The organism is Endozoicomonas gorgoniicola (assembly GCF_025562715.2).
In the GTDB taxonomy this organism is placed as follows: domain Bacteria; phylum Pseudomonadota; class Gammaproteobacteria; order Pseudomonadales; family Endozoicomonadaceae; genus Endozoicomonas_A; species Endozoicomonas_A gorgoniicola.
Genome location: NZ_JAPFCC010000001.1, coordinates 4,361,234 through 4,387,500 on the forward strand (window position 1 = coordinate 4,361,234; position 26,267 = coordinate 4,387,500).

Genomic DNA, 26,267 nt, shown 5'->3' on the forward strand with positions numbered 1-26,267 from the left:
TAAGGTACGCCACTTAGGAGTCTGTTCTCGCTCAGGCTCCTTAGGCAAGGCTAACACTATCATCAGGGAACACATGAGAAAATCACTACTTGTTGCTGCCGTCCTTCTTACTTCTGCCTCCAGCGCCCAGGCGCTGGTAGGTGCAAAAGTCGGTTACAACTACTGGAAGACTGCCAATCACGATGGCGTCCATAACCTGTACGGCCAATTTGAGCATTTTATTCCGCTGGTACCCAATGCTGCCGTACGCTATACAAGCGTTGATAACAAAAAGCTGAAAGTTAACAGCTTTGATGCGCTGGGTTACTACCGTCTGCTGGACAACGGTAATGTGGACTGGACCGCAGGACTGGGCCTGCGGCGCTTTGACTCAGGCAAGCTGAAAGGTGACCGTTTCTCCAGCACTCTGCCAATGGTCAGCACCGAAGTAACTCTGTTTGGCGACAACCGCACCAGCTTTTACGGCAAAATGGATCTGGGTAAAAACGGCAACACTAACTTCACCGATTTTGAAGCAGGTGTTCGCTTTAAGCTGTTCATGGGATTACGTTTGCAGGCCGGCTACCGGAGCTACACACTGAAACTTGACGGCACCAAGGGTATCAAGGATTCAGAGCATTTACGCGGCCTGAACCTGGGGCTGAACTGGGGCTTCTGAACCCTGTAAGTCTGAACGGGTAGCGGGCTTGACAGCCCGCTTCCTGTCCTGTCCTTCCCTCTCAATACCAGCCGTCTCTCTAACAAGCCTTCCGCCCCTTACATTCAACCTCAATTAAAACTAACTCTTTGATTTTAAGGGTATATATCACAACGTTCCTAAGACTTTGGTCTTTATAGCCGCAGTGCTGCCTCATTCTGATGCTATACCTTTATATCAGGACTTCCTGAAGTTAATTTTGCAAGGATGTAACTCATGCCAAACAAACCAATGCAGGCAACTGACGATCATCAGTATGCCGAAATCCTTAGTTAACTGACCTCCGGCATAGCCGGAGGCTTATCAGATTACGCCCTCTAAGGGCTTTTATTGCGCCCAAGGGCGCTTACCAGTCAAGATCATACTGATCTCTATTTCCATCATTCTTTTCTTGATCTCGGATATATGCCCGAACCACTTCTTCATCAAGTCCTACTGTTGAGACAAAGTAACCTCTTGCCCAAAAATGCTCTCCGTTAAAGTTACGCTGCTTGCCTTTGAAATTTTTCGCAATCTCTATTGCACACTTTCCTTTCAGATATCCAACGACATGAGATACCGGATATTTGGGTGGAATACTGATGCACATGTGAACATGATCAGACATCAAATGCCCTTCGAGAATTTTGCAGCCTTTCCTTCTGGCAAGCTCATGAAATATTTCTCCGAGAAACTTTCTCAAATTCCCATAGATTACCTTTCGTCTTCTCTTTGGGATAAAGACAATATGGTACTTACAATCCCAACGCGTATGAGCCAAACTCTTGTAGTCTCTCATTGGTTTTACCTTCAATTTTCTTGGTCGGAAACTGAAGGTTAGCTACTGTCGCTACGGTTAAACCTATGAGAGTCTCCCCGGCATAGCCGGGGGTTTATCAGTGTTAATTATCTTGCCAACGGCGGGTCTCTGGCTGAAGCCAATAACATCAGTCGGAGCATGCTTGAGACGATCTATGGAACAGGCTACAACCAGTACACTACCGGGCACTACGAAGAAGCTGCCCGGGTATTTCAGTACCTGTGCCTTTACGACCAGTGGAACCCCCGCAATTACTTATGCATGGGAGCGTGCCTGCAGATGATGCATCTGTATGCTCAGGCAATAAAGTGCTACACCTTTGCTTTTCGACTGGATGCCGGTAACCCGCTCCCCCTGATTTACATAGCCGATTGCAATATGGCTCTTGACCGGATTGAGAAAGCAAAAGAAATCTACAAAACCGCACTGAAGCTGGCAAAAAGCACTCGCTTCAGCCACAAGGAAATCGACAGAGCTGAAATGCTTCTTGCCACTATTGATGTACAGAACAAGGAGGTTCACTAATGGTTGATTCAGTATCTGGCGGTCGTCCGCAAACACCCGTTGAAGCCTTTCAGGAACAGCAAAAAGCAGGTCAGGCAGAAAAAATTGATAAAATAGGCCTGAGCTATGATAACGGCAATTCAGTATCTCATCTTGATGCCAAAGGCGAAAACCCTCTTGCTTCATCTATAATCCATGCCCCGGTCATCCCTGAGCCAGACTCAGCAACAACAGCGACCGGGGATAAACTCAGCGATGTGCATACTCAGACCCTGTTGCACAAGGTCAGGTCGGGGGTTAACAGCATCGTTAACTTTCTTAAACATGACCAGCCAGAGATGATAACTCCTGCGATATCTGAAAAAGCAAGTGAAATCAATGCCGGGCTGGGCAAAGTGTCATCGGCTCCAGTCCCACTAATGAAAGAACTTGCAGCTAAAGTGGACTCTCTGCATAACGGTCTGGACAGCGGCACCCTGGATTCCGATCAGCTCGACCAGATCATGTCCGAAATCCGGTCAAAGATGGATGATAACTCCATAAAGTATTCTGAGTTTGATATTAAGTTGCGTTCGGCTAATGCCCAGCAAAAGCATGACAGTAATATTGAAAAAATTGAGAACCACATAAAAGAAGCAGAAAAGGCAAAACAAGAGTCTTCATCAGGTGGGTGGTTCAAGTCGTTTATTACGGCAATCTTCCCGCCACTCGCTCTTTTCGAGGCAGGCGTCCAGATTGCTGAAGAAATAACAGGCTCCGAGTCCAGTCTTAGCATGTTTTCAAAAAACAATGCTTTTGGGAAGGTTCTGGATGAGGCTGAAAAAGATATAGAAAAGACTTTTACGGACTTTGGCATTGATATTAAAGAAGCCTTCGAGCCAATAGGAAAAAAGGAAGCCTGGGATAATTTAGGCAAAGACCTGGACCGGGACCTCGGTAGACTTGGCAGAGACACCGAACAAGCCTTTTCCAAAGCGGGTAATGAGGTCGCTGATGCCTTCAAGCCTATAGGGAACAAGCAAGCCTGGGACAATTTAGGCGACGACCTCAACCGGGACCTCGGCAAACTTGGCAAAGACACCGAACAAGCCTTTTCCAAAGCGGGTAATGAGGTCGCTGATGCCTTCGAGCCTATAGGGAACAAGCAAGCCTGGGATAATTTAGGCGACGACCTCAACCGGGACCTCGGCAAACTTGGCAGAGACACCGAACAAGCCTTTTCCAAAGCGGGTAATGAAATTGCCGATGCCTACAAGCCAATAGGGCAAAAGGAAACCTGGGATAATACGGGCGATGAAATCCTAACAGATCTTGGTATTGAACCCAGTTCCGGAAAAACGATCGAATCGGCCTCTGTCGAGACAAAAGAAGAAGGTTCTTTCGCAGTCGAGCAGGAAAAAGCAAAAATCGAAAAAGAGCTGTCTGCAGCCACGCTTGAACTGGATAATGAACGTGAAGTATTTACAGCCTTGCAGGGACTGGATGTAGGTGAATCAGCCATGACCAGTCAGGAAATGATGAAGTTACTGCAGCAAATGAAGATTGCTGAAGAAAATAAAGAGAAGCTGGAAGAAGCCATTGCAGCGCTTGAGTCTGGTGATCTTGAGTCTCTCAAGCAGATTGCCACTGAACTGTCAGGCGGTGACGCCATTATCGCGCTGATGGATAATCCTGAGGCCTCTGCTGCCAAACTGACAGGTTCGCTTCTGGACGTACCCGCAGAAACCATCAAAATGCAAGAAGACCAAATGCTGCAAAACAGCATGACCAAACGCTTTAGCTGATCCTGCATAAATCACACTTGAAGCCGGCTCTTGCAGCCGGCTTTTTTTGCGCTAAAAACCCTTAATCCAGCTGTGGTTAAACCAACAAATTAACGGGTCGAATAAAAGCAGCACGTACGAAAAAAGCCCTGCTAATTCCTTGGCAGGGCTTTTAATATGGCGCGCTCGGGAGGATTCGAACCTCCGACCGCCTGGTTCGTAGCCAGGTACTCTATCCAGCTGAGCTACGAGCGCGCAATTTGTTGCGTGGCTATTTTTACACCACTCGATTAATCAATTCAACACCAATTAATCTTTATTTAAACTAGATTCAAATCAGAATCTGGCGGTGAGGGAGGGATTCGAACCCTCGATACGCGTTAACGTATACACGCTTTCCAGGCGTGCTCCTTCAGCCACTCGGACACCTCACCGTTATCGCTGCTGCTTTCGAAGAAAGTTTGTCGCTGCGAACAGGTGGCGTACTTTATAGCAGTGTTTGCTAAAAGGCAAAGGCAAAATACCAAAAAAGCTGGATTCCTCGGAAAACCCTTATTATTTCAATCGATTAAGATGAAAGGCATAAGACAACACTGCCTCAAAAATACGCTCTGGCAGCAGCCTCTGTAAAAACGGCAAGCTTCGACTGCCATTCCCTATTTTGACTGAGCCAGATGCTTTACCGGCTTTTACCCGCCCGACAATGATGCGGGCCACCTTTTCAGCCGGGGTAGGATTGTCCTGGGAAGCGCCAGCCCGTTTCCATAAAGCGTCTTCAATGGGCTTATAAAAAGAGTGGTCAGGCAGGGCTCGTGCCAGTGCCTGCCTGGCATTATCGGCAAAACGGGAACGAATGGCTCCGGGCTTCACACTCATCACGTCAATACCAAAAGGCTTGAGTTCCATACGTAACGTGTCAGAAAACGCATTGAAAGCCGCTTTTGAAGCACAATAGGTTCCTGAAAAGGGTGTCACCACCTGGCCAGATACACTGCCTATATTGATGACGGTGCCAGACTTTCTTGAAACCATGGCAGGGGTCACCGCCTGAATCAGTTTGAGTGGCGCAAAGACATTGGTTTCAAACTGCATCCTTAATTCCGGTTCTGGCATCTCAACGACCGCCCCCATGGCACCATAACCGGCATTATTCACCAGCACATCAATTCCACCAGCCGCTTCCATTCTGGCGACCAGTTCCCTGACCTGATCATCACAGGTGACATCCAGAGGCTCAATCCGAATGTCCGATGACTCAAGGTCTGATAAAGTTTCTTTTTTTCGTGCTGTCGCCCAGACCTGCCAGCCCTGACTGGCGAACTCTTTCGCCAGGGCTCTGCCAATGCCTGACGAACAGCCGGTAATTAAAACGTTTTTCATGTGACCTTACTTTTCAGACAACTGAGATAAGTCGGATGTATCCAGCGTTTGTCTGGAAAACTCTTTTTTCACCCTGACACCGAGCGCAACAAACTCATTAGTTTGTGAAATCAGATTGCCGCGCCCCTGTTTAAGGGTGTTCATGGCTTCATCATAAGTATTTCTTGCCGTTGTCAGCTGAGTGTCGAGTTTTTCCATCTTTTCAACAAATACCCGCAACTTGTCGTAAACCAGACCGGCGCGATCGGCCAGTTTTCTGGCATTGGCATTTTGTCGCTCAATCGTCCACAGGTTGGCAACGGTTCTGAGAGTGGCAAGCAGCGTAGTGGGAGTCACAACCACGATATTCTGTTCAAAAGCATCGTTAAACAGTTTTTGGTCATGCTGGAAAGCGGCGATAAAGGCAGGTTCAACGGGCATAAACATAAAAACAAAATCGGGTGTTTTTACGCCCGCAAGGTTTGGATAGTCTTTATCGCCCAGACTTTTAATATGATTACGAATACTGAGGATATGGCGTGACAGAGCCGACTGCCTTTCGTCATCATTTTCTGCATTTACGTAAGCCATGTAGTCAACCAGCGACACTTTAGAGTCGATAATCAGATGTTTTCCCTCTGGCAGATAAACGACAAAATCGGGTCGTTTATTCTGACCTTCATCGTCCTTGAAGTTAGCTTCCCGCTCGTACTCTTCGCCTTTAATCAAGCCACTGCTTTCAAGAATTTTTTCAACCTGAAGTTCGCCCCAGTTGCCCTGTAGTTTTTTATCCCCTTTAAGGGCTCTGGCAAGGTTACCGGCTTCATCCGTAATTCGCTGATTCAGGCTGTGCAGGGTTTCGAGTTGTTGCTTTAAGGCCGCCCTGCCTTCGATATCAGCTTGTTGAGCCTGCTCCACTTTATTTCGAAAGTCGCCCAGCTGTTCTTTAAAAGGTTTGAGTAATGTATCCAGACGTTCCTGATGCTGCTGGGAAAACAGTTTACCTTTGGTTTCCAGAATCTCACTGGCAATATGATGAAATGCCTGTTTCTGGGTTTCGCGGTTGCCTTCCAGTTCTTTTATCGTTTTTTCATGATGCTGTTGCTGCACTTCCAGGCGTGTCCTTAATTCCCTTACAGCCTGTTCAGCCTCGCTGCGATTTTCACGCTCAACCTCAATGCGTTCCAGCAAACGAGCCCGGTCGTCTTCACCTTGTCGGATACGCTGATCACGTTCAGCCACCCGGTCCTGCTCACTGCTTAACAGGGTTTCCAGCTCGGCCTGCATCCGTACATTTTTTTGTCGTGCCACCAGCCAGCTCAATAAAGAGAACAGTACTGCAACAATAGACGCCACGATCACTGTGGTTGAGGACATAAACAGAATCTCAGTCAGGGTTGATCTTCAGTCATGTTACTATTTCAATATTATGTTTTCATAGACATCAGTCGGGAAAGCCGTAGGAATGAGTCATTGAATTCTTTTGTTCGAGAGCGAATCATCTCCCCCATAAAAGCTTTACTGAACCAGGGGCTGAACCCAAACTCTCTGGCGTTGTGCCTTGCAATCGGCTTTGCGCTGGGTTTCTTTCCTGTGTTTGGTACCACCACCGTGCTTTGCGCACTGACAGCAGCGGCTCTGCGGCTGAATCAGATTGCCATACAGGTTGCCAACTATTGCGGTTATCCATTGCAGTTTATTCTGTTTATTCCGTTTATACGGCTTGGGGAGTATTTGTTTGGGCTGGAACGTATTTCTGTAAATCCGGTCGATATTTTTACGCTGGCAAAAAGCAACTTCAGTCTGTTTATTGAGCTTTATGGTCTGGCCATCTCGGCTGCCTGTGCAGCCTGGCTACTTGTGTCAATGCCGGTTGTGCTGCTGTTATGGAGGGGGCTTGCTATTGTGCTGAAAGCAAAGATGAAAACGGTTTAAGCATCCCTGCTTAATTCAGCTTTAATACTGTTCCTTTATCTCAAAAAAATCCTGTGACAATTTCCATACACCAGCGTCGTTTTTCACCCATTCCTCCTGTGTGATGACGCCTTTGCCCACATTCATAGACCAGTTCGCTCCAAGATGAACCTTTTCATTACTGACCTGTTTCAGCCAGATTTCCGTATAGTGCAAATCAGACGCTCCGGACTGAATAAATGGACGCCAGAAATTGTCTATATTGTCTTTGCCGGCATATTCTCCCATGGGATCAGCCTGCATGACCGCATCAGGCAAATAAGCGGAAACGCAATAGTCGGCATCTCCCTGGTTAAAGTGCTTGACCCATTGTTTGCTGGCAGCCAGAACTTCAGCTAGTACATGGTGACTCATGAGCCGTCTCCTCATGATCGCTATGGGTCCATAAAGTTTAGGGTGACATGCTCCCAAATAAAGTAGGTACTTTTTGCTTCGCAGACCACAGCCAGTCCATAGCGACTGGGCTTACGCAGAAGCCTCCACAAGCAGAACCGGCTAGCCCGTCCGGTTTTAGTTTTAAAGCCGCGAATAAAGATAAAACAAGGTAAGAGCTGTGTCAAAAGCTCAACCGGAGTACCCTGAAGGGCATAAATCCTTGCGGACTCCCGCCTTATATCTCCCCATTCAAAGTAGTAGGGAGGCTTACGGCGAAAATGCTAATCCAGGCAGTCAGGAAGGCTACATGCCCCCCAACAAGACGTATTTGATCTCCAGATAATCGTCAATGCCATAACGAGAGCCTTCCCGCCCCATTCCCGACTCTTTTACACCACCAAAGGGGGCCAGCTCGGTTGACAAAATGCCTTCATTAACCGCCACCATACCGTACTCCAAAGCTTCAGCGACCCGGAATACACGACGTAAATCGTTGGAATAGAAATAGGAAGCCAGACCATATTCAGTGTCATTCGCCATACGAATTACGTCGTCTTCATCGTTAAAGCGGAATACCGGTGCCAGAGGGCCAAAAGTTTCTTCTTTATAACAGAGCATGTCGGGCGTTGCGTCGGCAATCACTGTCGGGGTATAGAACAGGTCACCAGCAGCATGTTTATTGCCACCGCACAGTAGTCGTCCATTTTTGCTAACAGCGTCCTGAACGTGTTCATCGGTTTTTTCAACCGCTGTACGGTCAATTAACGGCCCCTGATCAAAATCATCAACCAGACAGTTACCTACAGACAGCTCTCTTACCTTCGCAGCAAATTTTTCTATGAACTCATCATAAACACCTGCCTGAACAAACAATCGGTTGGCACACACACAGGTTTGTCCGGAGTTTCGATACTTACTGACAATGGCACCTTCTACAGCCTTATCAATGTCCGCGTCGTCAAACACAATAAAAGGCGCATTACCTCCCAGTTCCATGGAGACTTTCTTAACCGTGTCGGCACACTGTTTGATCAGTAATTTGCCAATCGGCGTGGAACCGGTAAAAGAGAGTTTGCGAACCGATGGGTGAGACGTCATGACACCACCAATGGCTGAGGCTTTACCGGTAATAACATTGACGACTCCCGCCGGAATACCAGCCCGCTCGGCAAGTTCTGCCAGAGCCAGGGCGGAAAGTGGCGTGACTTCTGCTGGTTTTATAACGATCGTACAACCAGCAGCCAGGGCCGGCGCAGCCTTGCGGACAATCATGGCCGAAGGAAAATTCCACGGCGTAATAGCAGCAACAACCCCGACAGGCTCCTTGGTCACCAGGATACGCTTGTCACTGCCATGGGCTGGTACAATATCGCCGTAAGCCCGCTTGCCTTCTTCCGCAAACCACTCAAGATAAGACGCACCATACACCACTTCGCCTTTTGCCTGAGGCAGGGGTTTGCCCTGTTCAGCCGTCATCAGTTTTGCCAGATCGTCCTGATGTTCCAGCATTAAATCGTGCCAGCGTCTTAGGAGTACTGCCCGTTCTTTAGCCGTCCTGCGTCGCCAGGAAATCATTGCCTGCTCTGCGGCTTCAACCGCTTTAACAGTCTCGGCCTCCCCCAGTCTGGGTACGCGGGCTATAACTTCTCCAGTCGCAGGATTAATCACCGGAATGGGCTCAACACCGCTCGATTCAGTAGACACCCATTGCCCGTTAATGTACGCCTGTTGTCGTAATAAACCGGTATCTCTCAGTTGTACTGCCATAATGACTCTCTCTTATTTAACCATTAATCTGACAGCGCTGTCAGAATGCTGCATTGAGGATTATCATCACCGGCGCAACTCTCAATTAACCGATACAGGCTGGATTTCATGGCTTCAAGCTGTTGAATTCTGGACTCGACATCCGCCAGTTTTTCTCCAGCGATTTTTTTAACATCTGCACTGCGACGCTGGCTGTTCCGGTTTAATTCCAGCAACTCCCGACACTCATCCAGAGAGAAGCCCAGAGCTCTGGCCTGTTGTACAAACCTCAGCTCCTGAACCTGTTGTTCCGAATAATCCCGGTAGCCATTTTCCTGCCGCCGGGCGGCAGGAATAAGGCCAATGCTTTCGTAGTACCGAATCGTTTTACTGGTCAGGCCGGTTATTGAAGCCACTTTAGAAATGTTCATTGTGCTGCTTTGTCTTTTTTTCGCTATGGTCATTATCAGGCAGTACGCTGAACAAATAAACGATTTCAGACTCAATCAATCCAGCCTGACACGATCTATAGCGACACGGTCAATAGCGACACGATCAACTCGCCTTAAACTTTCTCAACCGGTTAGCATTCGTCACAACCGTCACCGATGAACAGGCCATCGCCGCACCTGCCACCACAGGGTTGAGCAACATTCCTGTCAGCGGATAGAGAACACCTGCCGCAACAGGAATACCCAGAGTGTTGTAAATAAAAGCCCCAAACAGATTTTGTCGTATGTTCTTCAGGGTCGCTCTGGACAACAGTACAGCATCAACCAGCCCATGCAGCGAAGACCGCATCAGGGTGATATCCGCCGATTCAATGGCGACATCGGTGCCACAACCCATGGCAAAACCAACATCAGCCTGAGCCAGTGCGGGCGCATCATTAATGCCATCACCGGTCATCCCCACCTTTTCACCGGCTTCCTGAAGCTGTTTCACATGAAAAGCTTTATCTGCGGGCAACACTTCAGCATGAACATCATCGATGCCAACCTGCCTTGCCACGGATTCAGCGGTTTTTCGATGATCTCCGGTCAGCATAACCACTTTTATACCGGCAGCTTTCAACCGTTCAATTGCGGCTTTAGAGTCAGAACGTATCGGGTCGGCAATAGCCAGAATGCCCACTACCTGTTTCTCCAGCGCAACCAGTACAGGGGTTTTACCTTCGTCAGCCAGACCGTCAACCTTTGCCTGCCAACTGTCGTGCGACAGTTCATTAAACGTCATCCACTGTGTATTACCCAGAAGAACATTCTGACTATTAACCTGTCCTGAAATACCAAAACCGGATTTCATTACAAAGTTATCAGGAGCAGCAAGCGTCAGGGAGCGAGCCTTTGCGGCTGAAACAATGGCTTCTGCCAGTGGATGCTCGGAGGCAGACTCAAGGCTGCCAGCCAATACCAGAAGCTGTTCTTCACTGAAACCATCTGCTACCAGAATGTCAGTAACTGCCGGAGTCCCTTCCGTAACCGTACCTGTCTTATCGACTACTACTGTCGTTAACTGACTGGCTTTCTGTAGAGCTTCACCATTGCGAACCAGCATGCCCAGCTCAGCGGCTCGTCCAACCCCGGCCATAACCGACATTGGGGTCGCCAGACCCAGCGCACAGGGGCAGGCAATAATCAATACGGTTGTCAGTACCACAAAGGCATGGGCAACGGCGGGCTGCGACCCAAGAAAATACCAGACCAGCGCTGAGAGAATGGCAACGACAATAACCACTGGAACAAAGAAAGCAGAAATCTGGTCCGTCAGGCGGGTAATAGGCATTTTGGCATTCTGAGCCTGTTTCACCAGCTGAATGATATGCGCCAGAGCAGTGTCTTTGCCTACTTTTTCCGCTACAAACAGGATAGAACCATTCTTGTTCAGTGTGCCTGCGGCTACTTTATCATCAACACTTTTGCTGACTGGCAGGGGTTCACCGGTCAGCATGGATTCATCCACCAGCGTTGTACCACTGGTTACCCGACCATCGACTGGTATTCGTTCACCGGGGCGAATACGGACAATATCACCAGCCTTGACTGCCGTCACCGGCACATCGATCTCATCTCCTTCTCTGACAATACGAGCCGTTTTTGCCTGAAGCCCCAGCAACCGTTTAATCGCCGAACTGGTTTTACCCTTTGCCCGAAGTTCCATTGCCTGACCCATATTAATCAAACCGATAATCATGGCAGAGGCTTCAAAATACACATGTCGAGCCGCCACGGGGAACCATTGCGGCCAGAGTACCACCACCATGGAGTAGATCCATGCTGTCCCGGTTCCCAGGGCAATCAGCGTATCCATCGTGGCAGAGCCGTGACGAACCGACTCCACCAGCCCATGAAAGAAATGACGTCCGGAGAACACCAGAATTCCCAGGGTGACCATACCCACACTGCCCCACAACCACTGATCCTGCGGGGTATGAACACTCATAGGGATAAAAAACATCGACAGCATCAACGGGATACTGACCGCCAGCGCAAAGATGCCATGTTTCAGAAGATAACGGTACTGTTCCTGATCTCGCTGTTCCTGCTGACGACGATTGTCTTCTTCACTGTCAATTAACGACCCTGGCTTACCAATAGCTTCGAGAGCCTGCAGCAGAGTTACCACATCTGGCACACCGTCTACTTCTGCAGTTTTTTCCGCCAGATTGACCCGGGCATCCTTCACATCGTCAACGGATTTAAGCGCCTTTTCGACTTTTGCAACACAGCCTGCACAACTCATATCGGGTACAGACAGGCTGATTGTCTCCTGATTCATACAACCTGCTTCCATTAATGTATTCATTATTGTGAAGGATAAACCTTCCTGTCGCTGGAAGGTCAAGGAGAAGCATGACAGCCGTACGATGGTGGACACCACCCTCAAGATTGATACGCAGACCAGGCTGAAAAACTAATTGGCCTGCACCCGCCTGGTCTGCGTCTGAACACTGTTGCAAATCGCTTGCAAAAATCGCTTGCAAAAACAGAATGATCACATCGGGAAAAATACCTTGCTCACCTCAGCTCAGGTCAAATTCCCCGTTCTTGACTCCCTTGATAAAAGCATCCCATTCGGCCGAACTAAAGACCAATGTTACTTTGTCCGGATCGCTGCTTTGCCTCACAGCAACTTCTTTTTCCGGACTGATTGCAACGGCAACACAAAAAACCCTTGCAAGAGGCAAACAGGCTGAGGATTTTTTAAAGTGCCTGTCATTTTCAAAGTAAGCGCTCATAACTTAACTCCCCTTTCTTAATGAGGAACCAATCAGTCTAACTAAAGTCGCCGAAAAATCAATGATGATAGAAACTGTGAGGTGGGAGCTAAACAGCCCACAAAATTATTTCAGTACAATGTCAATATTGTAATATTTCTGAAACATAAACCCTTTACCTTCGCCATCATCATTCACGCACTAAGGTGCAGAAAAATGTCTGAAATGACAGCTGTTAGTCCTGTTTCAAATGACAAGGTGATGACACGCCACTACGGTCGCATCTGGTTAAAGGTAATCCTCTGGATTTACGGCCTGCTGGTTGCCGTAAGTGTTATTGGTTCCGGTTTCAAAATGGTAGTGGGTGGCAACGCCGCTGAACTGTTTAACTTTGCCAACAATGCTTTTCTGGCTTTGATTGCCGGCACACTGGCTACTGCACTGATACAGTCTTCCAGTACAGTGACGTCTATCATTGTGGGTCTGGTAGCTGGCGGACTGCCAGTACACATGGCGATCCCGATGATTATGGGTGCCAATATTGGTACAACAATCACTAACACTGTCGTTAGTCTGGGTCACATGGGCTGTAATAAAGAGTTCAAACGGGCTTTTTCAGCATCCACCGTGCATGACTTCTTTAACTATCTGGCGGTGCTGATTATTCTGCCACTGGAACTGATGACCGGCTTTCTGAGTAAACTGTCCCTGTCCGTGGCTGAAATGCTGGTGGGTGGTCAGGATATGAGCATCAGCTTTAACCTTGTGAAGTTTCTCACAGCGCCGTCAGTAGACATTATCAAAGGTTTTGCCAGGCTGCTGCCTGACAATACCCTGGGTGGTCTGGCAATGATTGCCTTTGGTGTTTTCCTGATCTTCTCTGCCGTGGTTCGTTTAGGCAAACTGCTGAAAAAGGTGATGACCGGCAAGGCTAAGGACGTTCTGGAAAAATCCATTGGTCGCGGCCCAATTTCCGGCATTGTTTCCGGCGCTGCCATGACCGTCATGGTTCAGTCGTCTACCACCACGACCTGTCTGATGGTACCCATGGTCGGCAGCGGTCTGTTCTCGGTTCGTCAGATGTACCCTGTTACCCTTGGTGCAAATATTGGTACAACCATTACGGCCATCCTGGCAGCCACTGCGATCTCTGGCAATGCCGCCATGTCAGCAATGACCATTGCTATGGTGCATCTGTTCTTTAACCTGTTTGCGGTAGCACTTATCTATGGCATCAAGCCACTGCGTGAAATCCCACTGTTCGCCGCCGAGAAACTGGCAGAGCTGGCAGTGAAAAAGAAGGCTTACGCATTTGCCTATCTGGCACTGGCCTTCTTTGTTCTTCCGGGACTGGCCATCTTTTTGACCAAATAATCGCAAATCCGGATGCACTTTAAACGCCTTGCAATTCATCATTGCAGGGCGTTTTTTATGGATCAGAACAACACTTCAACACCCACCCACACTTGCCTTCCCGGTTCATGAACCCTTAAGGCTTCCGGGTTAAAGGGATCACGGCTGGCGCGGTTAACGTGCAGGGCATAGGTTCGGTCAAACAGATTTTCGACACCACCCAGCAGCTTTAAACCTTTATCCAGCTGATACCAGCCATACAAATGCATCACGCCATAACCTGACGATTCACCAGCATCCAGTCCGCTGTCTGTATCCACTTTATCCTGACGGGCTGCAAGCTCATATCTGGCCCCCAGTAACCAGGCATCCGTGTTGTAATCCAGCTTGATACTGCCCGTCAGAGGTGGAATCTGTGGCAGATTTTTCTGCTGGGAATCATCACGGTTTTCGCCCCGGATCCAGGACAATCCAATAGCAGGCTGCCAGTGTCCAATGTCATAGCGGGATTCCATTTCCAATCCATATAAGCGGGCATCGACGTTTTTATACAGTTTTGCTCCTCTCTTACCTGAAGAGCTGCCAGAAGTGCGCAGGATAAAGTCATTGACCTCATCAACAAAAGCCATCACACGAAACTGTGCCCGGGTTGCCTGAAACTGATAACCAGCATCCAGCTGATGATGAATCTCTGGCTTTATCCGGGGATTACCCACCCAGTCATCACTGCCATGACAGCAGGAGCCTCTGGAAGCAATGTAACGTTCAGAAGCATCGGCCGTCCGGACACTACGACTGGCACGCAGCTCAACAGACTGTGTCGATGACAGATCATGAATCCAGCTTACCAGGCCGCTGCTGTTGCCTTCACTGACTTTGTCAGCCTTGTAACCGTAGTACTTTTGGTAGAGCGCATCCGGGCTGCTGGCTCCCAGCGCTTCAGCAGAAGCTTTTGTCGCTTCTGCTTTAAAATCATCATAGCGACCGCCCACCCTGAGGTGGTTGTTATCGCTTAATTCATAATCCAGTTCAGCAAACAGCCCCATCTGGCGATATTCAACACCCGGCCACATGTGAGACTGATACTGGTCAGCCTGTGAAGGATTGTCCAGAGCTACTTTATAGCGTTTGGCATCCCGGTCATTGGCCTGATAGTCGATGCCAATACGCAGCTCACTCTTTTCCGAAAAGACAGAACCCTGCAAACGCCCGCCCCGGGTTAATGATGAGGAGGGTGCTTTCAAACCGTTGGGAGCATTGGGCTTGCGTCGCCTGACACTGAAGTTATCCATTTGATGCTCAACATCAGAACGGTAAGCTGACAGTTCCAGAGCATCAAATATCAGGAATGACCGGTCGTAACGGGTCTTAAAACGCCAGATGTCAGCTTTAGCCCGGGGAGCATCCATACCATTGCCAGAGTAATACACATCGTCGTCACGAACCGCTTCGACATTCAACTCCATACGGGTAAAACCGGCGACCTCTCCGGAAATAATTAAACCTCCGGTGTTAGTGCGAAAAGCTGAGCTGACCTTACTGCCACTGCCATCCTTATAATTGCCCGCGTCCTGATAACCACCATACGCTCGCAACCAGCCTTCAGAGCTGCCTGCCGCAATATCCAGAGACAGGTCTTTGCCGTTAGAGTTACCGGTATACCCCATATAAGCCTTGCCAGTAACGGATGGGTGCCAGCGCATCCCCTGATCATTGTTAAAGTCAGGGGCGTCCCTGGTAAACAGTACCGTACCACCAGAGCCTCCAGCCCCGTAGATAACCGATTCATACCCCCGAATAACTTCCACTTTGTCGTACCCGGCCCGACTGACGTAAGTGGTGGGTGGGTCCATTCTCCCCGGGCAGGCACCATGGATATAAGCGCCATCCATCACCACATTCAGCTGACTCTGCTGCTGCCCACGAATAATAGGCTCGAAACCTTTGCCACCTTTTCTGGAGGCTGTTACGCCGTTGATTTCTCTTAAAGCCCGTCCAGCATCAGTAGCAGGAACAGTGATCTGATTAACGGATGAAACCGATTCAGATGGCAATAAAGACTCCGACACATCAATCGCTATATCTGAAACATCATTCGCCCGAACAGCCGGTGACAACATTCCAGCAAGCACACCGGAAAACAGCAGCAATTTTTTCATTAACCAACCCTGTGATGACTTCTTATTTTTTCGGTGGGTCAGTATAGGTGTTATCTTTACGTGCAATGCAAAAAAAGCACAGATACAGGCAGGCAACCTTCATGCAACACAACCCCGGACTTGTATGGTTCAGATCCGATCTCAGGGTTCTGGACAACCCCGCCCTTTATCATGCCAGTCAGCAATGCTCTCAGGTTATTGGTGTCTATCTATTGTTTCCGCAGCAGTGGCGTCTACAGCACGATAGTAATAACAAACTCTATTTCTGGATGCAGAACCTCAAGGCTCTGGAAAACGAACTGGGCAGGTTGAATATTCCTCTGATTATTGCCCCGGCAGAATCATTCAACAAAGCCCCGGCAACCCTGCTTAAACTGGCGGAAAAGTTTACTATTCAGTCGCTCTGGCTGAACGATGAATATGGGGTTTACGAACAACAGCGGGACGATGACACTGAACGTTTGTTCAGGCAGAAGAATATTCCCTGCCACCGCTATCATCATCAAACCCTGTTTATTCCCGGTACCCTGCGAAACCTACAGGGTGAGTACTTCAAAGTCTTTACACCTTTCAAAAGAAGTCTGTTCCAGCGGATCACTCCGGAACAACTTCAACCACTGCCCGCCCCTGAAAAACAGGCTCCTTTACCGCTGAAGCACACGAACCCCGAATCACTGGAGCAGCATTTTCCACCCACCGCCAGAAACATTGACGACCACTGGCCTGCTGGTGAAGCGGTGGCACATAACAGGCTCAACACCTTTCTGGTGAATACCATCAAGCAATACCATAACCAGCGGGACTTTCCATCCATAGCCGGAACCAGCTCGCTCTCCCCCTGGCTAACCGCTGGCACCTTGTCGGTCAGGCAGTGTTTTCATCAGGCATTGCAGGCAAATAATGGTGAGCTGGATACCGGCAATCCGGGTATCACCACATGGCTCAGTGAACTGGTCTGGAGAGAGTTTTATAAACATATATTGTATGGATTTCCTCAGGTTTCCAGGCACCGGGCTTTCAAACCTGAAACAGAAAGGCTGACCTGGCAGAGTGACCCAACACTGCTCAAAGCCTGGCAATCAGGAGAAACCGGTTTTCCCCTTGTGGATGCCGCCATGCGCCAGCTAACCAGTACCGGCTGGATGCACAATCGACTGCGTATGATCACGGCCATGTTCCTGTCGAAAAATCTGCTGCTCGACTGGCGGCTGGGCGAGCAGTTTTTTATGGAACACCTGATTGATGGCGACCTGGCCGCAAATAATGGCGGTTGGCAATGGTCTGCCAGCACCGGTACCGATGCCGCACCTTACTTTCGGATGTTTAACCCCACCAGCCAGTCCGAAAAGTTTGACAGTGAGGGAACATTTATCCGGCAATGGCTGCCGGAACTGGCGCATCTGGATAACCGGCAGATACATGCGCCGTACCAGAAAAACAGCCAGCTGGCACTGAGCTATCCGCCACCCGTCGTCAATCACAGTGACTCAAGACAGCGGGTGATGGAAGCCTTTCAGGCACTCAAAAGCCAGCTTTAACGGCCTGTCCGTTTTGCGTACTCTTCAATGCGCTCACCAGGCCGATAGCCACTCAGCAGAAAGGGGGCCTTGTCGTCACACGCTTCGATATAAAGTTCTTTCTTCTGGAAGATTAAGCGCATCAGCTCTTTTTCGTCATGAAACTCTCTGGCATGGTCATGATATCCCCCGCCCAGCAGGTGACGGAATTCATGTTGCGCCACAATAGCGTCCATACCTTTCAGGTCTCGGGTAAACGTGTTGCCTTTGGCGTCCTGAGCCTGAAGGGTGATTTCGCTCCAGGTGGCTGTTTTGCCAAAAGGCTTGTCCCTGGCACTCAGGCAACCATGCCAGAAGCAGACCTTCTGTCCGGACACTTTTGTAATTACAGGATTAATGAAGACCTCAGCCGGTACAGAGCTGTTCACCATAGGGGGCGGCGCAATCAGAAACAGCTGCAACGGCTTCCCGACCTGATTGGCGGATATACCGGCAACGTTGGTGGTTATCAATTTCTGCATGGCATCAATCAGCGCATCAATGCGCTTGTCTGGCAATTTGCGAACCGGCTGCGTGGGAGTATTCAGAATCGCTTTATGTTCGGGATTATCAAACTGAAAAAGAACCAGCTTCTCGTTTTTAAGCAAGCCGATGGCAGCTTGTTCAGAGGTGTCAAGAATAGCCAGTAAAATCAAGGCAATGAGTAACGCACTACCAAACAGAACCAGTTTTCCCACGCTATTACCTTCAAACTGCCAAAAGAGGAAAGCATAGACCAAACAGCAGCAATAGCATTTGCCACCAGATTATCAGTATTTACCCTTTCATTGACCCAGCCCAAAACAGCAGCAGCCAACAAAAAACATAATAAATCACCACTAATAAAGATAATGCGTCTGTAGTGCTTATGTATCGTAATGCAAAACTCGCCGTGATCGGTCTACTCTTTCTGTTTCTGTTTTTTCTTCCTGTGGAAATGATACCGATCAGCGGGATAACCATTGCCGGGCAGCGAGTGATGGCTATTTTTGTGCTTGCCACACTATTGTGGGTAACAGAATTAGTCCCGGCCTACGCAACGTCTTTAACCATTCTTGGCCTGCTATGTATTACCACTTCGGACAGCGCGCCCTTTATGCTGAAAGAGGGCATTGAGCCCGAGTTTATGCTGAGTTATTCCCGGATTATGTCCAGCCTGGCAGCCCCGGTAGTCATACTGTTCATGGGTGGTTTTTTTATTGCCATTGCTGCCACCAAGTACAAGCTTGATATCAATATGGCACGGGTACTCCTGCAACCTATTGGTACTGATTACTCAAAAGTGATGCTGGGCCTCATGGGCATTACCGCCATTTTTTCCATGTTTATGAGTAACACCGCCACCACCGCGATGATGCTTACCCTGCTCACACCACTTCTGAAAAGCATGGATAATAATGACCTTGGCGTTAAGGGTATGATTATGTCGGTACCCATTGCGGCAAACGTCGGCGGTATCGGAACACCAATCGGTACCCCCCCGAATGCGATTGCTTTCCGTTACCTGACGGGGGAGTATGCCATGGGCTTTGGTGACTGGATGCTGTTTGCCATTCCTATGGCAGCTGTTCTGATTTTTATCAGCTGGGTACTTCTGCAGAAAGTCTACCCGACCGGTATCAGCAAGATTGATCTCGAAATCGACAGCGAGTTTGATCAAAGCAGAAACGCATTGATTGTTTACGGCACCACGACAGCTACCATTCTGCTCTGGATCACTTCCAGCCTGCATGGCATTAACTCCTACACTGTCGCCCTTCTGCCGGTCATCGTATTTTCCCTGTGTGGCATTATCTCCACGGAAGACATCAAACAGATTAACTGGGACGTACTCTGGCTGATTGCCGGTGGTATCGCGCTGGGTTACGGACTGGAAAGAAGTGGGTTAGCCAGCGCACTGGTACACACCATACCTTTCGACTCCATGGGCATCGTTGTGGTGCTATTCATGCTGTCGATTGTTGCCATGATCATGGCGACTTTTATGTCCAACACGGCAACCGCCAACCTGCTGATGCCAATTGCCGTTTCCATTGCCACCGTTCTGAGTGGGCTGGATGCCTTTGGTGGTCTGAGCGTAGTAGTCATCTGTGTGGCACTGTCGGCATCAATGGGTATGTCACTGCCGATCAGTACCCCTCCCAATGCGTTGGCTCACGCTACTGGCATGGTAGGCAGCAAGGACTTTATCAAAATGGGTAAGTTTGTCAGCAGCATCGGTGTGCTGATGATTTTTGCCTGTATGGTGGCGCTTGGTTCTATTGGTTATTTTTAAGGGAAAATCTATCGCTTTCCGCTGTCCGTCGTCCGCTTTTAGCTGTTGGCTATTTACTACCTGACCAACAGCGAAAAGCGGACAGCAAAAAATAAGCCTGCTAATCAGAAGAAGTTAATGGACGCCAGTCCAAGCAGAACCGCATAAATCAGTAACACACCCACCGGACTGATAATTCGCGCTGTTCTGATAAAGTCTTTGGTATCTACCAGACCCGTAGCGTGCGCCAGGGCATTAGGCGGAGTGCTGATCGGCAGTCCCATACCCAGGGAGGAAGCCATGGCAACCGCTGTCCCCATAACCACCAGTCCACCCAGATCCGCAATGCTGGCAACAGAAACCGACATGGAAACCGCAATCGGCATCAGCAGGTTAGCCGTAGCGGTATGAGACATAAACGTCGCCATCACCATACACAGAATACTGATACCCAGAATAATCATGGCGCCGCTGTAGTTATCAAACGGCACCAGGCTGACCACTTTTTCAGCCAGACCGGAAGAGGCAAGACCAGTACCAATAGCGATACCACCGGCCAGCAGCCACAGAACATCCCAGCTGATGTTTTTCAGGTCATTCTTTTCAACAATGCCGGTTAAGCTGAATACAGCCACTGGAATAATGGCCACTGCATAGGCGTTAATGCCATGGAAACTGGAGAACATCCACAGTAACACCGTCGTAATCACAGTGCCGTAAACAATAAAAGGTTTCAGACCCCGCTCAAAACGGGAGTCGATGGTGATGCTGATCTCTTTGCTTTTGGAAGGGTACAACTTCTGCAGCAACCACCAGCTGAAAGCAATCAGCACAACGGTAACAGGCACTGCAAAGGCCATCCAGCCACCAAAACTCAGGGCGTACTCACCGACAAAGTAACGGAACGCAATCGCATTGGGCGGTGTACCAATTGGAGTACCCATTCCCCCCAGGTTCGCCGCAACAGGAATAGAAATAACCAAGGCACGACAGCCCGGATCAGAGCTGTCCATTTTCGCCAGGAGAGGGGTCATAATCGTCAGCATCATTACGCTGGTAGCCGTGTTGCTCATAAACATGGAGAACACCGCCGTGATGATCATTACACCCAGCATAACGATCTCATATCGCGTTCCGAACGGTTTCAACAGAACACGGGCAAGGTTCAGGTCAAGCTTGTATTTGGCACAGGCCATGGCAATAAAGAATCCGCCCAGGAACAGAATAATGACTGGCGAAGCAAAACTGTTGAAAATTGACGTATAAGACAGAGCCTCATCCCCCAGGGCTTCACGCAACGGGAAAGGGGCGCTGTTCGTGGTCGTCAGCACCAGCAGCATGATAATCAGCAGCGATGTGGCAAAAGCGGGTACAGCGTCGCTTATCCACATCATGGTGGCCAACACGAAGATCGCCAGTACACGTTGCTGCAATACACTAAACATGCCTTCCGGAAAAATCATCTGGGGAAAGAAAAACAAAACAAGAAATATAAGTGATATGGGTATCAATTTTTTAAGCGGCATGGCTCAGACTTTCAGAAGGTGTAATTCACTGGGTATCTTTACGAAGACTTGAAATGGCATCAAATCTGTCAGAGGCATTAATAATGCCCTAATCTAATGAAAGCAGTGCTGAGCCAGATCACTAAAATATTTAATCTATTAAATTTTCTAGTCAAAAACTCACACAATCAAACGTTGGCAACTATATTTTCTCATTGGTTTTTAATTTTCTAACTTCACAATGAATTCAGAATAAAAATGGTACATATCATGCCAAAAATAGAACTGATCAGCTTCAAACTCTGTCCCTATGTTCAGCGTTCAGTGATTACGCTTCTGGAAAAAAATATCCCCTTTGATATCACCTATATCGAACTGGACAACAAACCAGACTGGTTCCTGAAAATTTCCCCCCTGGGTAAGGTTCCAGTCTTACGAATAAACGACGACGATATTTTATTTGAGTCCGCCGTCATCAATGAATATCTTGATGAAATCACTCCGCCGCCACTGCATCCTGAAGACCCTTTTGCAAAAGCCCGGAACCGTGCCTGGATCGAGTTTGGTTCCAGCCTGCTGATGACCAGCCACCGCCTGAGGACTGCCGAAGACGAAGAGTCGCTGGAAAAAGAACGTTCACTGCTTTTAACACAGCTGAACCAGCTTGAAGCACAGCTGAAAGGTGGAAAGTTCTTTAATGGTGAGCGCTTCAGCCTTGTCGACACCGCCTACGCCCCGGTTTTTTGCTTGATTGACCTGCTTGATCGCCATTTCAATACAGGCCTGCTTGAACATTTACCAGGGCTGAAGAACTGGTCAAACAACCTGCTTCAGCGCCCTTCAGTTAAAGGCTCAGTAGTAGAGGATTATGAAGAACGGGTTCTACAGCGACTACAAGATAGCAGTGCCATCCTCATCCGCCAGAGTTGACAGCCTTCCCGCACAGGCGGAGATCCGCTTGCGTGGGAGGAACGACTGAACCCTCTTATCTCAGACCTTTGGTTTTACTCTGCGCCTAGGTGCTTTGCGTGGAGTTGCCAGAATAGGCTCCGCTTTTTCCCGGGGCTTTCTGGGTGCCTTTTTAGCACCTGAACGCTGACCATCCTTATGCCCTGCCTTTGGCTTTTTCGGTTTCTTCTGTTTTCTGGGGCGCCGGGACGGGTCATGGCCTGTCTCAGGTACGGTATGCACAGGTTCAAAACCTGCAATTTCCTTGCGCTCCAGAGTCTGTTTAATCAGTTGCTCAATGTCGCCTAACTGATCAGCTTCGTCAGCACAAACCAAAGAAACCGCCTGACCGGTTGCGCCGGCACGACCGGTACGACCAATACGATGAACATAATCTTCAGCCACATTAGGCAAGTCAAAGTTTACAACCTGTGGTAGCTGGTCAATATCCAGACCGCGAGCGGCAATATCCGTTGCAACCAGTACACGTATATCGCCAGATTTAAACTCAGACAATGCTCTTGTACGAGCCCCCTGACTTTTGTTGCCGTGAATGGCCGCTGATTTAATGCCTTTATCATCAAGATGACGGCTTAAACGGTTTGCACCATGCTTAGTGCGGGTAAACACCAACACCTGCTCCCACTTATGCTTTTTGATCAAGTTCGTTAACAGGGCAGGCTTCTGTTTTTTATCAACCGGACACACCCACTGTTTAACTAATTTGGTAGTGGTATTGCGAGGGCTAACAGAAATCTCAACAGGGTCATTCACCAGGCTCTTCGCCAGGGTTCGAATCTGATCAGAAAAGGTGGCAGAAAACATCAGGTTTTGACGACGTTCAGGCAGGATGTTCAGGATCTTTTTAATATCATGAATAAAGCCCATATCCAGCATGCGGTCAGCTTCATCCAGTACCAGCACTTCAAGATGTTTGAACCGAACAGCATTCTGATTATACAAATCCAGCAAACGCCCGGGAGTAGCAATCAGAACATCAGCACCACGACGCATACGCATCATCTGCGGATTAATTTTTACGCCGCCATAAACAATCGCAGAGGTTAATGGCAAGTGCCGGCTGTAAGAACGCACGTTATCGCCAACCTGTGCAGCCAGCTCTCTGGTAGGAGTAAGAATCAAAGCACGGGCCTGATTTGGGCCGGCACGTTCGCCACGACTCAGCAGTTCCAGAATCGGCAGAGTAAAACCTGCCGTTTTACCGGTACCCGTTTGTGCCGCAGCCATGACATCCCTGCCTTCCAATACTGCTGGAATCGCCTTGCCCTGAATAGGAGAAGGCGTTTCATAACCTTCCTCGGCTACCGCTTCCAGAATAGGGGCTGAAAGGCCCAGGGAATCAAAATTCATAAAATGATCTCTCGTATTTTACTATTTGTTCGAATAGTAAATAGCAAAAACCCCAACCGATTTCTCGACTGGGGTTCTCTTAATTAGTGCCTGGCGATGACCTACTCTCACATGGGGAAGCCCCACACTACCATCGGCGATGTGTCGTTTCACTTCCGAGTTCGGGATGGGATCGGGTGGTTCCAACACTCTATGGTCACCAGGCAAATTCTTTTTTGAGTTGCAGTTTTTCCGCTTTCCGCTTTCCGCTTTCCGCTGCCAGTTTAGGCTACTGCAAACTCTGGAATCCTGTTCTTAATAAGCTGTATTTCTTGCTTCACACTCTCGTGTATGGCAACCTCCATGGATGGAGGAAGTGCTGAAAATCGTCTGGAACGATTTCAGTACAAATCGCTTTGGCGTTATATGGTCAAGCCTCTCGAGTCATTAGTACGGGTTAGCTCAACGCCTCACAACGCTTACACACCCCGCCTATCAACGTCGTAGTCTTCAACGTCTCTTATGTGGCCTCAAGGGCCAAGGGAAGTCTCATCTTGAAGGGGGCTTCCCGCTTAGATGCTTTCAGCGGTTATCCCGTCCGAACTTAGCTACCGGGCAATGCGTCTGGCGACACAACCCGAACACCAGTGGTTCGTCCACTCCGGTCCTCTCGTACTAGGAGCAGCTCTCCTCAAACTTCCAACGTCCACGGCAGATAGGGACCGAACTGTCTCACGACGTTCTAAACCCAGCTCGCGTACCACTTTAAATGGCGAACAGCCATACCCTTGGGACCGGCTTCAGCCCCAGGATGTGATGAGCCGACATCGAGGTGCCAAACACCGCCGTCGATGTGAACTCTTGGGCGGTATCAGCCTGTTATCCCCGGAGTACCTTTTATCCGTTGAGCGATGGCCCTTCCATTCAGAACCACCGGATCACTAAGACCTACTTTCGTACCTGCTCGACCTGTACGTCTCGCAGTCAAGCTGGCTTGTGCCTTTACACTAACCGCACGATGTCCGACCGTGCTTAGCCAACCTTCGTGCTCCTCCGTTACTCTTTGGGAGGAGACCGCCCCAGTCAAACTACCCACCACACAATGTCCCCGGTCCCGGTAAGGGACCTGGGTTAGAACCTCAATATTGCCAGGGTGGTATTTCAAGGTTGGCTCCATGCAGACTGGCGTCCACACTTCAAAGCCTCCCACCTATCCTACACAAGCAACATCAAGATCCACTGTGAAGCTGTAGTAAAGGTTCACGGGGTCTTTCCGTCTAGCCGCGGATACACTGCATCTTAACAGCGATTTCAATTTCACTGAGTCTTGGGTGGAGACAGCGTGGCCATCGTTACGCCATTCGTGCAGGTCGGAACTTACCCGACAAGGAATTTCGCTACCTTAGGACCGTTATAGTTACGGCCGCCGTTTACCGGGGCTTCGATCAACCGCTTCTTCCGAAGAATAACAGCATCAATTAACCTTCCGGCACCGGGCAGGCGTCACACCGTATACGTCCACTTACGTGTTAGCACAGTGCTGTGTTTTTAATAAACAGTCGCAGCCACCTGGTATCTTCGACCAGTCCCAGCTTAGAGAGTAAATCTCATCACCAGAACCGGCGCACCTTCTCCCGAAGTTACGGTGCCATTTTGCCTAGTTCCTTCACCCAAGTTCTCTCAAGCGCCTTGGTATTCTCTACCTGACCACCTGTGTCGGTTTGGGGTACGGTCCCCCTTGACCTGACGCTTAGAAGTTTTTCCTGGAAGCATGGCATCAACCACTTCCCGGCCGTAGCCGGTTCGTCATCAGTTCTCGGCATAAGTGAACCCGGATTTGCCTGGGCCCACAGCCTACGACCTTAAACAGGGACAACCATCGCCCTGCCGGCCTAGCCTTCTCCGTCACTCCATCGCAGTCAAGGGGGGTACAGGAATATTAACCTGTTTCCCATCGATTACGTCTTTCGACCTCACCTTAGGGGCCGACTCACCCTGCGCCGATTAGCGTTGCGCAGGAACCCTTGGTCTTCCGGCGAGGGAGGATCTCACTCCCTTTATCGTTACTCATGTCAGCATTCGCACTTGTGATACGTCCAGCATGCCTCCCGGCACACCTTCAACCGCTTACACAACGCTCCTCTACCGCTCGACGACTCTTTATAAAAAGAGCATCGAACCCGTAGCTTCGGTGAATAGTTTGAGCCCCGTTACATCTTCCGCGCGAGCCGACTCGACCAGTGAGCTATTACGCTTTCTTTAAAGGGTGGCTGCTTCTAAGCCAACCTCCTGGCTGTCTGGGCCTTCTCACATCGTTTCCCACTTAACTATTACTTTGGGACCTTAGCTGACGGTCTGGGTTGTTTCCCTTTCCACGACGGACGTTAGCACCCGCCGTGTGTCTCCCTTGATTGCACTCATCGGTATTCGGAGTTTGCATGGGGTTGGTAAGTCGGGATGACCCCCTAGCCCAAACAGTGCTCTACCCCCGATGGTGAGACAAGAGGCGCTACCTAAATAGCTTTCGAGGAGAACCAGCTATCTCCGGGCTTGATTAGCCTTTCACTCCTATCCACAAGTCATCCCCTGGCTTTTCAACGACAGTGGGTTCGGTCCTCCAACCAGTGTTACCTGGTCTTCAACCTGCTCATGGATAGATCGCCCGGTTTCGGGTCTACACCTTGCGACTGTTCGCCCTATTAAGACTC

General features: G+C 49.3%; 20 protein-coding genes, 2 tRNA genes and 2 rRNA genes (1 of these 24 cut by a window edge). 8 read left to right on the plus strand and 16 right to left on the minus strand.

What is annotated here, in order from left to right; genetic code table 11:
- The first annotated feature begins 73 nt into the window (after nucleotides 1-73).
- A complete protein-coding gene (locus NX722_RS19755) occupies nucleotides 74-658 on the plus strand; it encodes a porin family protein (protein WP_262564580.1) in 585 nt (194 codons plus the stop codon).
- A gap of 385 nt (nucleotides 659-1,043) precedes the next feature.
- Here NX722_RS19755 and tnpA read toward each other — a convergent pair whose 3' ends face one another.
- Nucleotides 1,044-1,475 carry an IS200/IS605 family transposase gene (gene tnpA / locus NX722_RS19760; RefSeq protein WP_262563698.1) on the minus strand — a complete coding sequence of 144 codons (432 nt, stop codon included), beginning with the start codon at nucleotides 1,473-1,475 and terminating at the stop codon, nucleotides 1,044-1,046.
- 96 nt (nucleotides 1,476-1,571) lie between these two features.
- On the opposite strand from tnpA, the gene NX722_RS19765 reads away from it, so the two are divergent.
- On the plus strand, nucleotides 1,572-2,021 hold the full coding sequence (locus tag NX722_RS19765; protein ID WP_262568696.1) for a SycD/LcrH family type III secretion system chaperone: 450 nt from the start codon (nucleotides 1,572-1,574) through the stop codon (nucleotides 2,019-2,021).
- Complete coding sequence (locus NX722_RS19770; protein ID WP_262564582.1) at nucleotides 2,021-3,784, plus strand: hypothetical protein; 1,764 nt, start codon at nucleotides 2,021-2,023, stop codon at nucleotides 3,782-3,784. Before NX722_RS19765 ends, NX722_RS19770 begins: the two co-directional genes overlap by 1 nt.
- A gap of 157 nt (nucleotides 3,785-3,941) precedes the next feature.
- On the opposite strand, the gene NX722_RS19775 is transcribed toward NX722_RS19770, so the two are convergent.
- The 4 genes from NX722_RS19775 to rmuC all read right to left on the minus strand — a co-directional run bounded on the left by NX722_RS19775 (nucleotide 3,942) and on the right by rmuC (nucleotide 6,499).
- Nucleotides 3,942-4,018, minus strand: a tRNA-Arg gene (locus tag NX722_RS19775).
- Nucleotides 4,019-4,107: 89 nt separating this feature from the next.
- Nucleotides 4,108-4,197, minus strand: a tRNA-Ser gene (locus NX722_RS19780).
- A 121-nt stretch (nucleotides 4,198-4,318) separates the two neighbouring features.
- Nucleotides 4,319-5,143 carry an SDR family oxidoreductase gene (locus tag NX722_RS19785; protein WP_262564583.1) on the minus strand — a complete coding sequence of 275 codons (825 nt, stop codon included), beginning with the start codon at nucleotides 5,141-5,143 and terminating at the stop codon, nucleotides 4,319-4,321.
- Nucleotides 5,144-5,149: 6 nt separating this feature from the next.
- Nucleotides 5,150-6,499, minus strand: coding sequence for a DNA recombination protein RmuC (gene rmuC, locus NX722_RS19790; protein WP_262564584.1), 1,350 nt, complete (start codon nucleotides 6,497-6,499; stop codon nucleotides 5,150-5,152).
- 96 nt (nucleotides 6,500-6,595) lie between these two features.
- Between rmuC and NX722_RS19795 the strand changes: the two genes are divergently transcribed.
- Nucleotides 6,596-7,057: a DUF2062 domain-containing protein gene (locus NX722_RS19795; protein ID WP_262564585.1), complete on the plus strand. Its 462-nt coding sequence runs from the start codon at nucleotides 6,596-6,598 to the stop codon at nucleotides 7,055-7,057.
- Nucleotides 7,058-7,078: 21 nt separating this feature from the next.
- Here the strand turns inward: NX722_RS19795 and NX722_RS19800 are convergent, their stop codons facing one another.
- From NX722_RS19800 to NX722_RS19820, 5 genes are all read right to left on the minus strand, one after another.
- On the minus strand, nucleotides 7,079-7,450 hold the full coding sequence (locus tag NX722_RS19800; protein WP_262564586.1) for a nuclear transport factor 2 family protein: 372 nt from the start codon (nucleotides 7,448-7,450) through the stop codon (nucleotides 7,079-7,081).
- Between the two features lie 324 nt (nucleotides 7,451-7,774).
- Nucleotides 7,775-9,238: an NAD-dependent succinate-semialdehyde dehydrogenase gene (locus NX722_RS19805; protein WP_262564587.1), complete on the minus strand. Its 1,464-nt coding sequence runs from the start codon at nucleotides 9,236-9,238 to the stop codon at nucleotides 7,775-7,777.
- Between the two features lie 23 nt (nucleotides 9,239-9,261).
- Nucleotides 9,262-9,648, minus strand: coding sequence for a Cu(I)-responsive transcriptional regulator (gene cueR, locus NX722_RS19810; protein WP_262564588.1), 387 nt, complete (start codon nucleotides 9,646-9,648; stop codon nucleotides 9,262-9,264).
- Between the two features lie 124 nt (nucleotides 9,649-9,772).
- Nucleotides 9,773-11,995, minus strand: coding sequence for a heavy metal translocating P-type ATPase (locus tag NX722_RS19815; protein WP_262564589.1), 2,223 nt, complete (start codon nucleotides 11,993-11,995; stop codon nucleotides 9,773-9,775).
- 244 nt (nucleotides 11,996-12,239) lie between these two features.
- On the minus strand, nucleotides 12,240-12,455 hold the full coding sequence (locus NX722_RS19820) for a DUF397 domain-containing protein (RefSeq protein ID WP_262564590.1): 216 nt from the start codon (nucleotides 12,453-12,455) through the stop codon (nucleotides 12,240-12,242).
- Nucleotides 12,456-12,650: 195 nt separating this feature from the next.
- Here NX722_RS19820 and NX722_RS19825 point away from each other — a divergent pair, with 195 nt between their 5' ends.
- Entirely contained in the window at nucleotides 12,651-13,808 is a 1,158-nt protein-coding gene (locus NX722_RS19825) for a Na/Pi symporter (protein ID WP_262564591.1), read from the plus strand.
- Between the two features lie 62 nt (nucleotides 13,809-13,870).
- Here the strand turns inward: NX722_RS19825 and NX722_RS19830 are convergent, their stop codons facing one another.
- Nucleotides 13,871-15,946, minus strand: a complete 2,076-nt coding sequence (locus NX722_RS19830) for a TonB-dependent copper receptor (RefSeq protein ID WP_262564592.1) — start codon at nucleotides 15,944-15,946, stop codon at nucleotides 13,871-13,873.
- A gap of 101 nt (nucleotides 15,947-16,047) precedes the next feature.
- Here NX722_RS19830 and phrB point away from each other — a divergent pair, with 101 nt between their 5' ends.
- On the plus strand, nucleotides 16,048-17,484 hold the full coding sequence (phrB, locus tag NX722_RS19835) for a deoxyribodipyrimidine photo-lyase (RefSeq protein WP_262564594.1): 1,437 nt from the start codon (nucleotides 16,048-16,050) through the stop codon (nucleotides 17,482-17,484).
- On the opposite strand, the gene NX722_RS19840 is transcribed toward phrB, so the two are convergent.
- Nucleotides 17,481-18,200 (minus strand): peptide deformylase, encoded by a 720-nt coding sequence (locus NX722_RS19840; RefSeq protein WP_262564595.1) that lies wholly within the window; start codon nucleotides 18,198-18,200, stop codon nucleotides 17,481-17,483. The genes phrB and NX722_RS19840 overlap by 4 nt on opposite strands.
- A gap of 170 nt (nucleotides 18,201-18,370) precedes the next feature.
- Between NX722_RS19840 and NX722_RS19845 the strand changes: the two genes are divergently transcribed.
- A complete protein-coding gene (locus NX722_RS19845; RefSeq protein WP_262564596.1) occupies nucleotides 18,371-19,777 on the plus strand; it encodes an SLC13 family permease in 1,407 nt (468 codons plus the stop codon).
- 104 nt (nucleotides 19,778-19,881) lie between these two features.
- On the opposite strand, the gene NX722_RS19850 is transcribed toward NX722_RS19845, so the two are convergent.
- Nucleotides 19,882-21,282, minus strand: a complete 1,401-nt coding sequence (locus NX722_RS19850) for an SLC13 family permease (RefSeq protein ID WP_262564597.1) — start codon at nucleotides 21,280-21,282, stop codon at nucleotides 19,882-19,884.
- Between the two features lie 249 nt (nucleotides 21,283-21,531).
- Between NX722_RS19850 and NX722_RS19855 the strand changes: the two genes are divergently transcribed.
- Nucleotides 21,532-22,191: a glutathione S-transferase family protein gene (locus NX722_RS19855; protein WP_262564598.1), complete on the plus strand. Its 660-nt coding sequence runs from the start codon at nucleotides 21,532-21,534 to the stop codon at nucleotides 22,189-22,191.
- A gap of 60 nt (nucleotides 22,192-22,251) precedes the next feature.
- On the opposite strand, the gene NX722_RS19860 is transcribed toward NX722_RS19855, so the two are convergent.
- The 3 genes from NX722_RS19860 to NX722_RS19870 all read right to left on the minus strand — a co-directional run.
- Complete coding sequence (locus NX722_RS19860; RefSeq protein WP_262564599.1) at nucleotides 22,252-23,580, minus strand: DEAD/DEAH box helicase; 1,329 nt, start codon at nucleotides 23,578-23,580, stop codon at nucleotides 22,252-22,254.
- An 88-nt stretch (nucleotides 23,581-23,668) separates the two neighbouring features.
- Nucleotides 23,669-23,784: ribosomal RNA gene (rrf, locus tag NX722_RS19865) — 5S ribosomal RNA — on the minus strand.
- Nucleotides 23,785-23,985: 201 nt separating this feature from the next.
- Nucleotides 23,986-26,267: ribosomal RNA gene (locus NX722_RS19870) — 23S ribosomal RNA — on the minus strand; it runs 639 nt beyond the window's last position.

What these genes read in the sequence shown, in the direction of transcription:
- NX722_RS19830 (WP_262564592.1), bottom strand. Translation starts at nt 15,946, where the DNA reads ATGAAAAAATTGCTGCTGTTTTCCGGTGTGCTTGCTGGAATGTTGTCA.
- NX722_RS19860 (WP_262564599.1), bottom strand. Translation starts at nt 23,580, where the DNA reads ATGAATTTTGATTCCCTGGGCCTTTCAGCCCCTATTCTGGAAGCGGTA.
- NX722_RS19755 (WP_262564580.1), top strand. Translation starts at nt 74, where the DNA reads ATGAGAAAATCACTACTTGTTGCTGCCGTCCTTCTTACTTCTGCCTCC.
- NX722_RS19815 (WP_262564589.1), bottom strand. Translation starts at nt 11,995, where the DNA reads ATGAATCAGGAGACAATCAGCCTGTCTGTACCCGATATGAGTTGTGCA.
- NX722_RS19785 (WP_262564583.1), bottom strand. Translation starts at nt 5,143, where the DNA reads ATGAAAAACGTTTTAATTACCGGCTGTTCGTCAGGCATTGGCAGAGCC.
- rmuC (WP_262564584.1), bottom strand. Translation starts at nt 6,499, where the DNA reads ATGTCCTCAACCACAGTGATCGTGGCGTCTATTGTTGCAGTACTGTTC.
- cueR (WP_262564588.1), bottom strand. Translation starts at nt 9,648, where the DNA reads ATGAACATTTCTAAAGTGGCTTCAATAACCGGCCTGACCAGTAAAACG.
- tnpA (WP_262563698.1), bottom strand. Translation starts at nt 1,475, where the DNA reads ATGAGAGACTACAAGAGTTTGGCTCATACGCGTTGGGATTGTAAGTAC.
- NX722_RS19850 (WP_262564597.1), bottom strand. Translation starts at nt 21,282, where the DNA reads ATGCCGCTTAAAAAATTGATACCCATATCACTTATATTTCTTGTTTTG.
- NX722_RS19770 (WP_262564582.1), top strand. Translation starts at nt 2,021, where the DNA reads ATGGTTGATTCAGTATCTGGCGGTCGTCCGCAAACACCCGTTGAAGCC.
- NX722_RS19820 (WP_262564590.1), bottom strand. Translation starts at nt 12,455, where the DNA reads ATGAGCGCTTACTTTGAAAATGACAGGCACTTTAAAAAATCCTCAGCC.
- NX722_RS19825 (WP_262564591.1), top strand. Translation starts at nt 12,651, where the DNA reads ATGTCTGAAATGACAGCTGTTAGTCCTGTTTCAAATGACAAGGTGATG.
- NX722_RS19855 (WP_262564598.1), top strand. Translation starts at nt 21,532, where the DNA reads ATGCCAAAAATAGAACTGATCAGCTTCAAACTCTGTCCCTATGTTCAG.
- NX722_RS19800 (WP_262564586.1), bottom strand. Translation starts at nt 7,450, where the DNA reads ATGAGTCACCATGTACTAGCTGAAGTTCTGGCTGCCAGCAAACAATGG.
- NX722_RS19805 (WP_262564587.1), bottom strand. Translation starts at nt 9,238, where the DNA reads ATGGCAGTACAACTGAGAGATACCGGTTTATTACGACAACAGGCGTAC.
- phrB (WP_262564594.1), top strand. Translation starts at nt 16,048, where the DNA reads ATGCAACACAACCCCGGACTTGTATGGTTCAGATCCGATCTCAGGGTT.
- NX722_RS19845 (WP_262564596.1), top strand. Translation starts at nt 18,371, where the DNA reads ATGTATCGTAATGCAAAACTCGCCGTGATCGGTCTACTCTTTCTGTTT.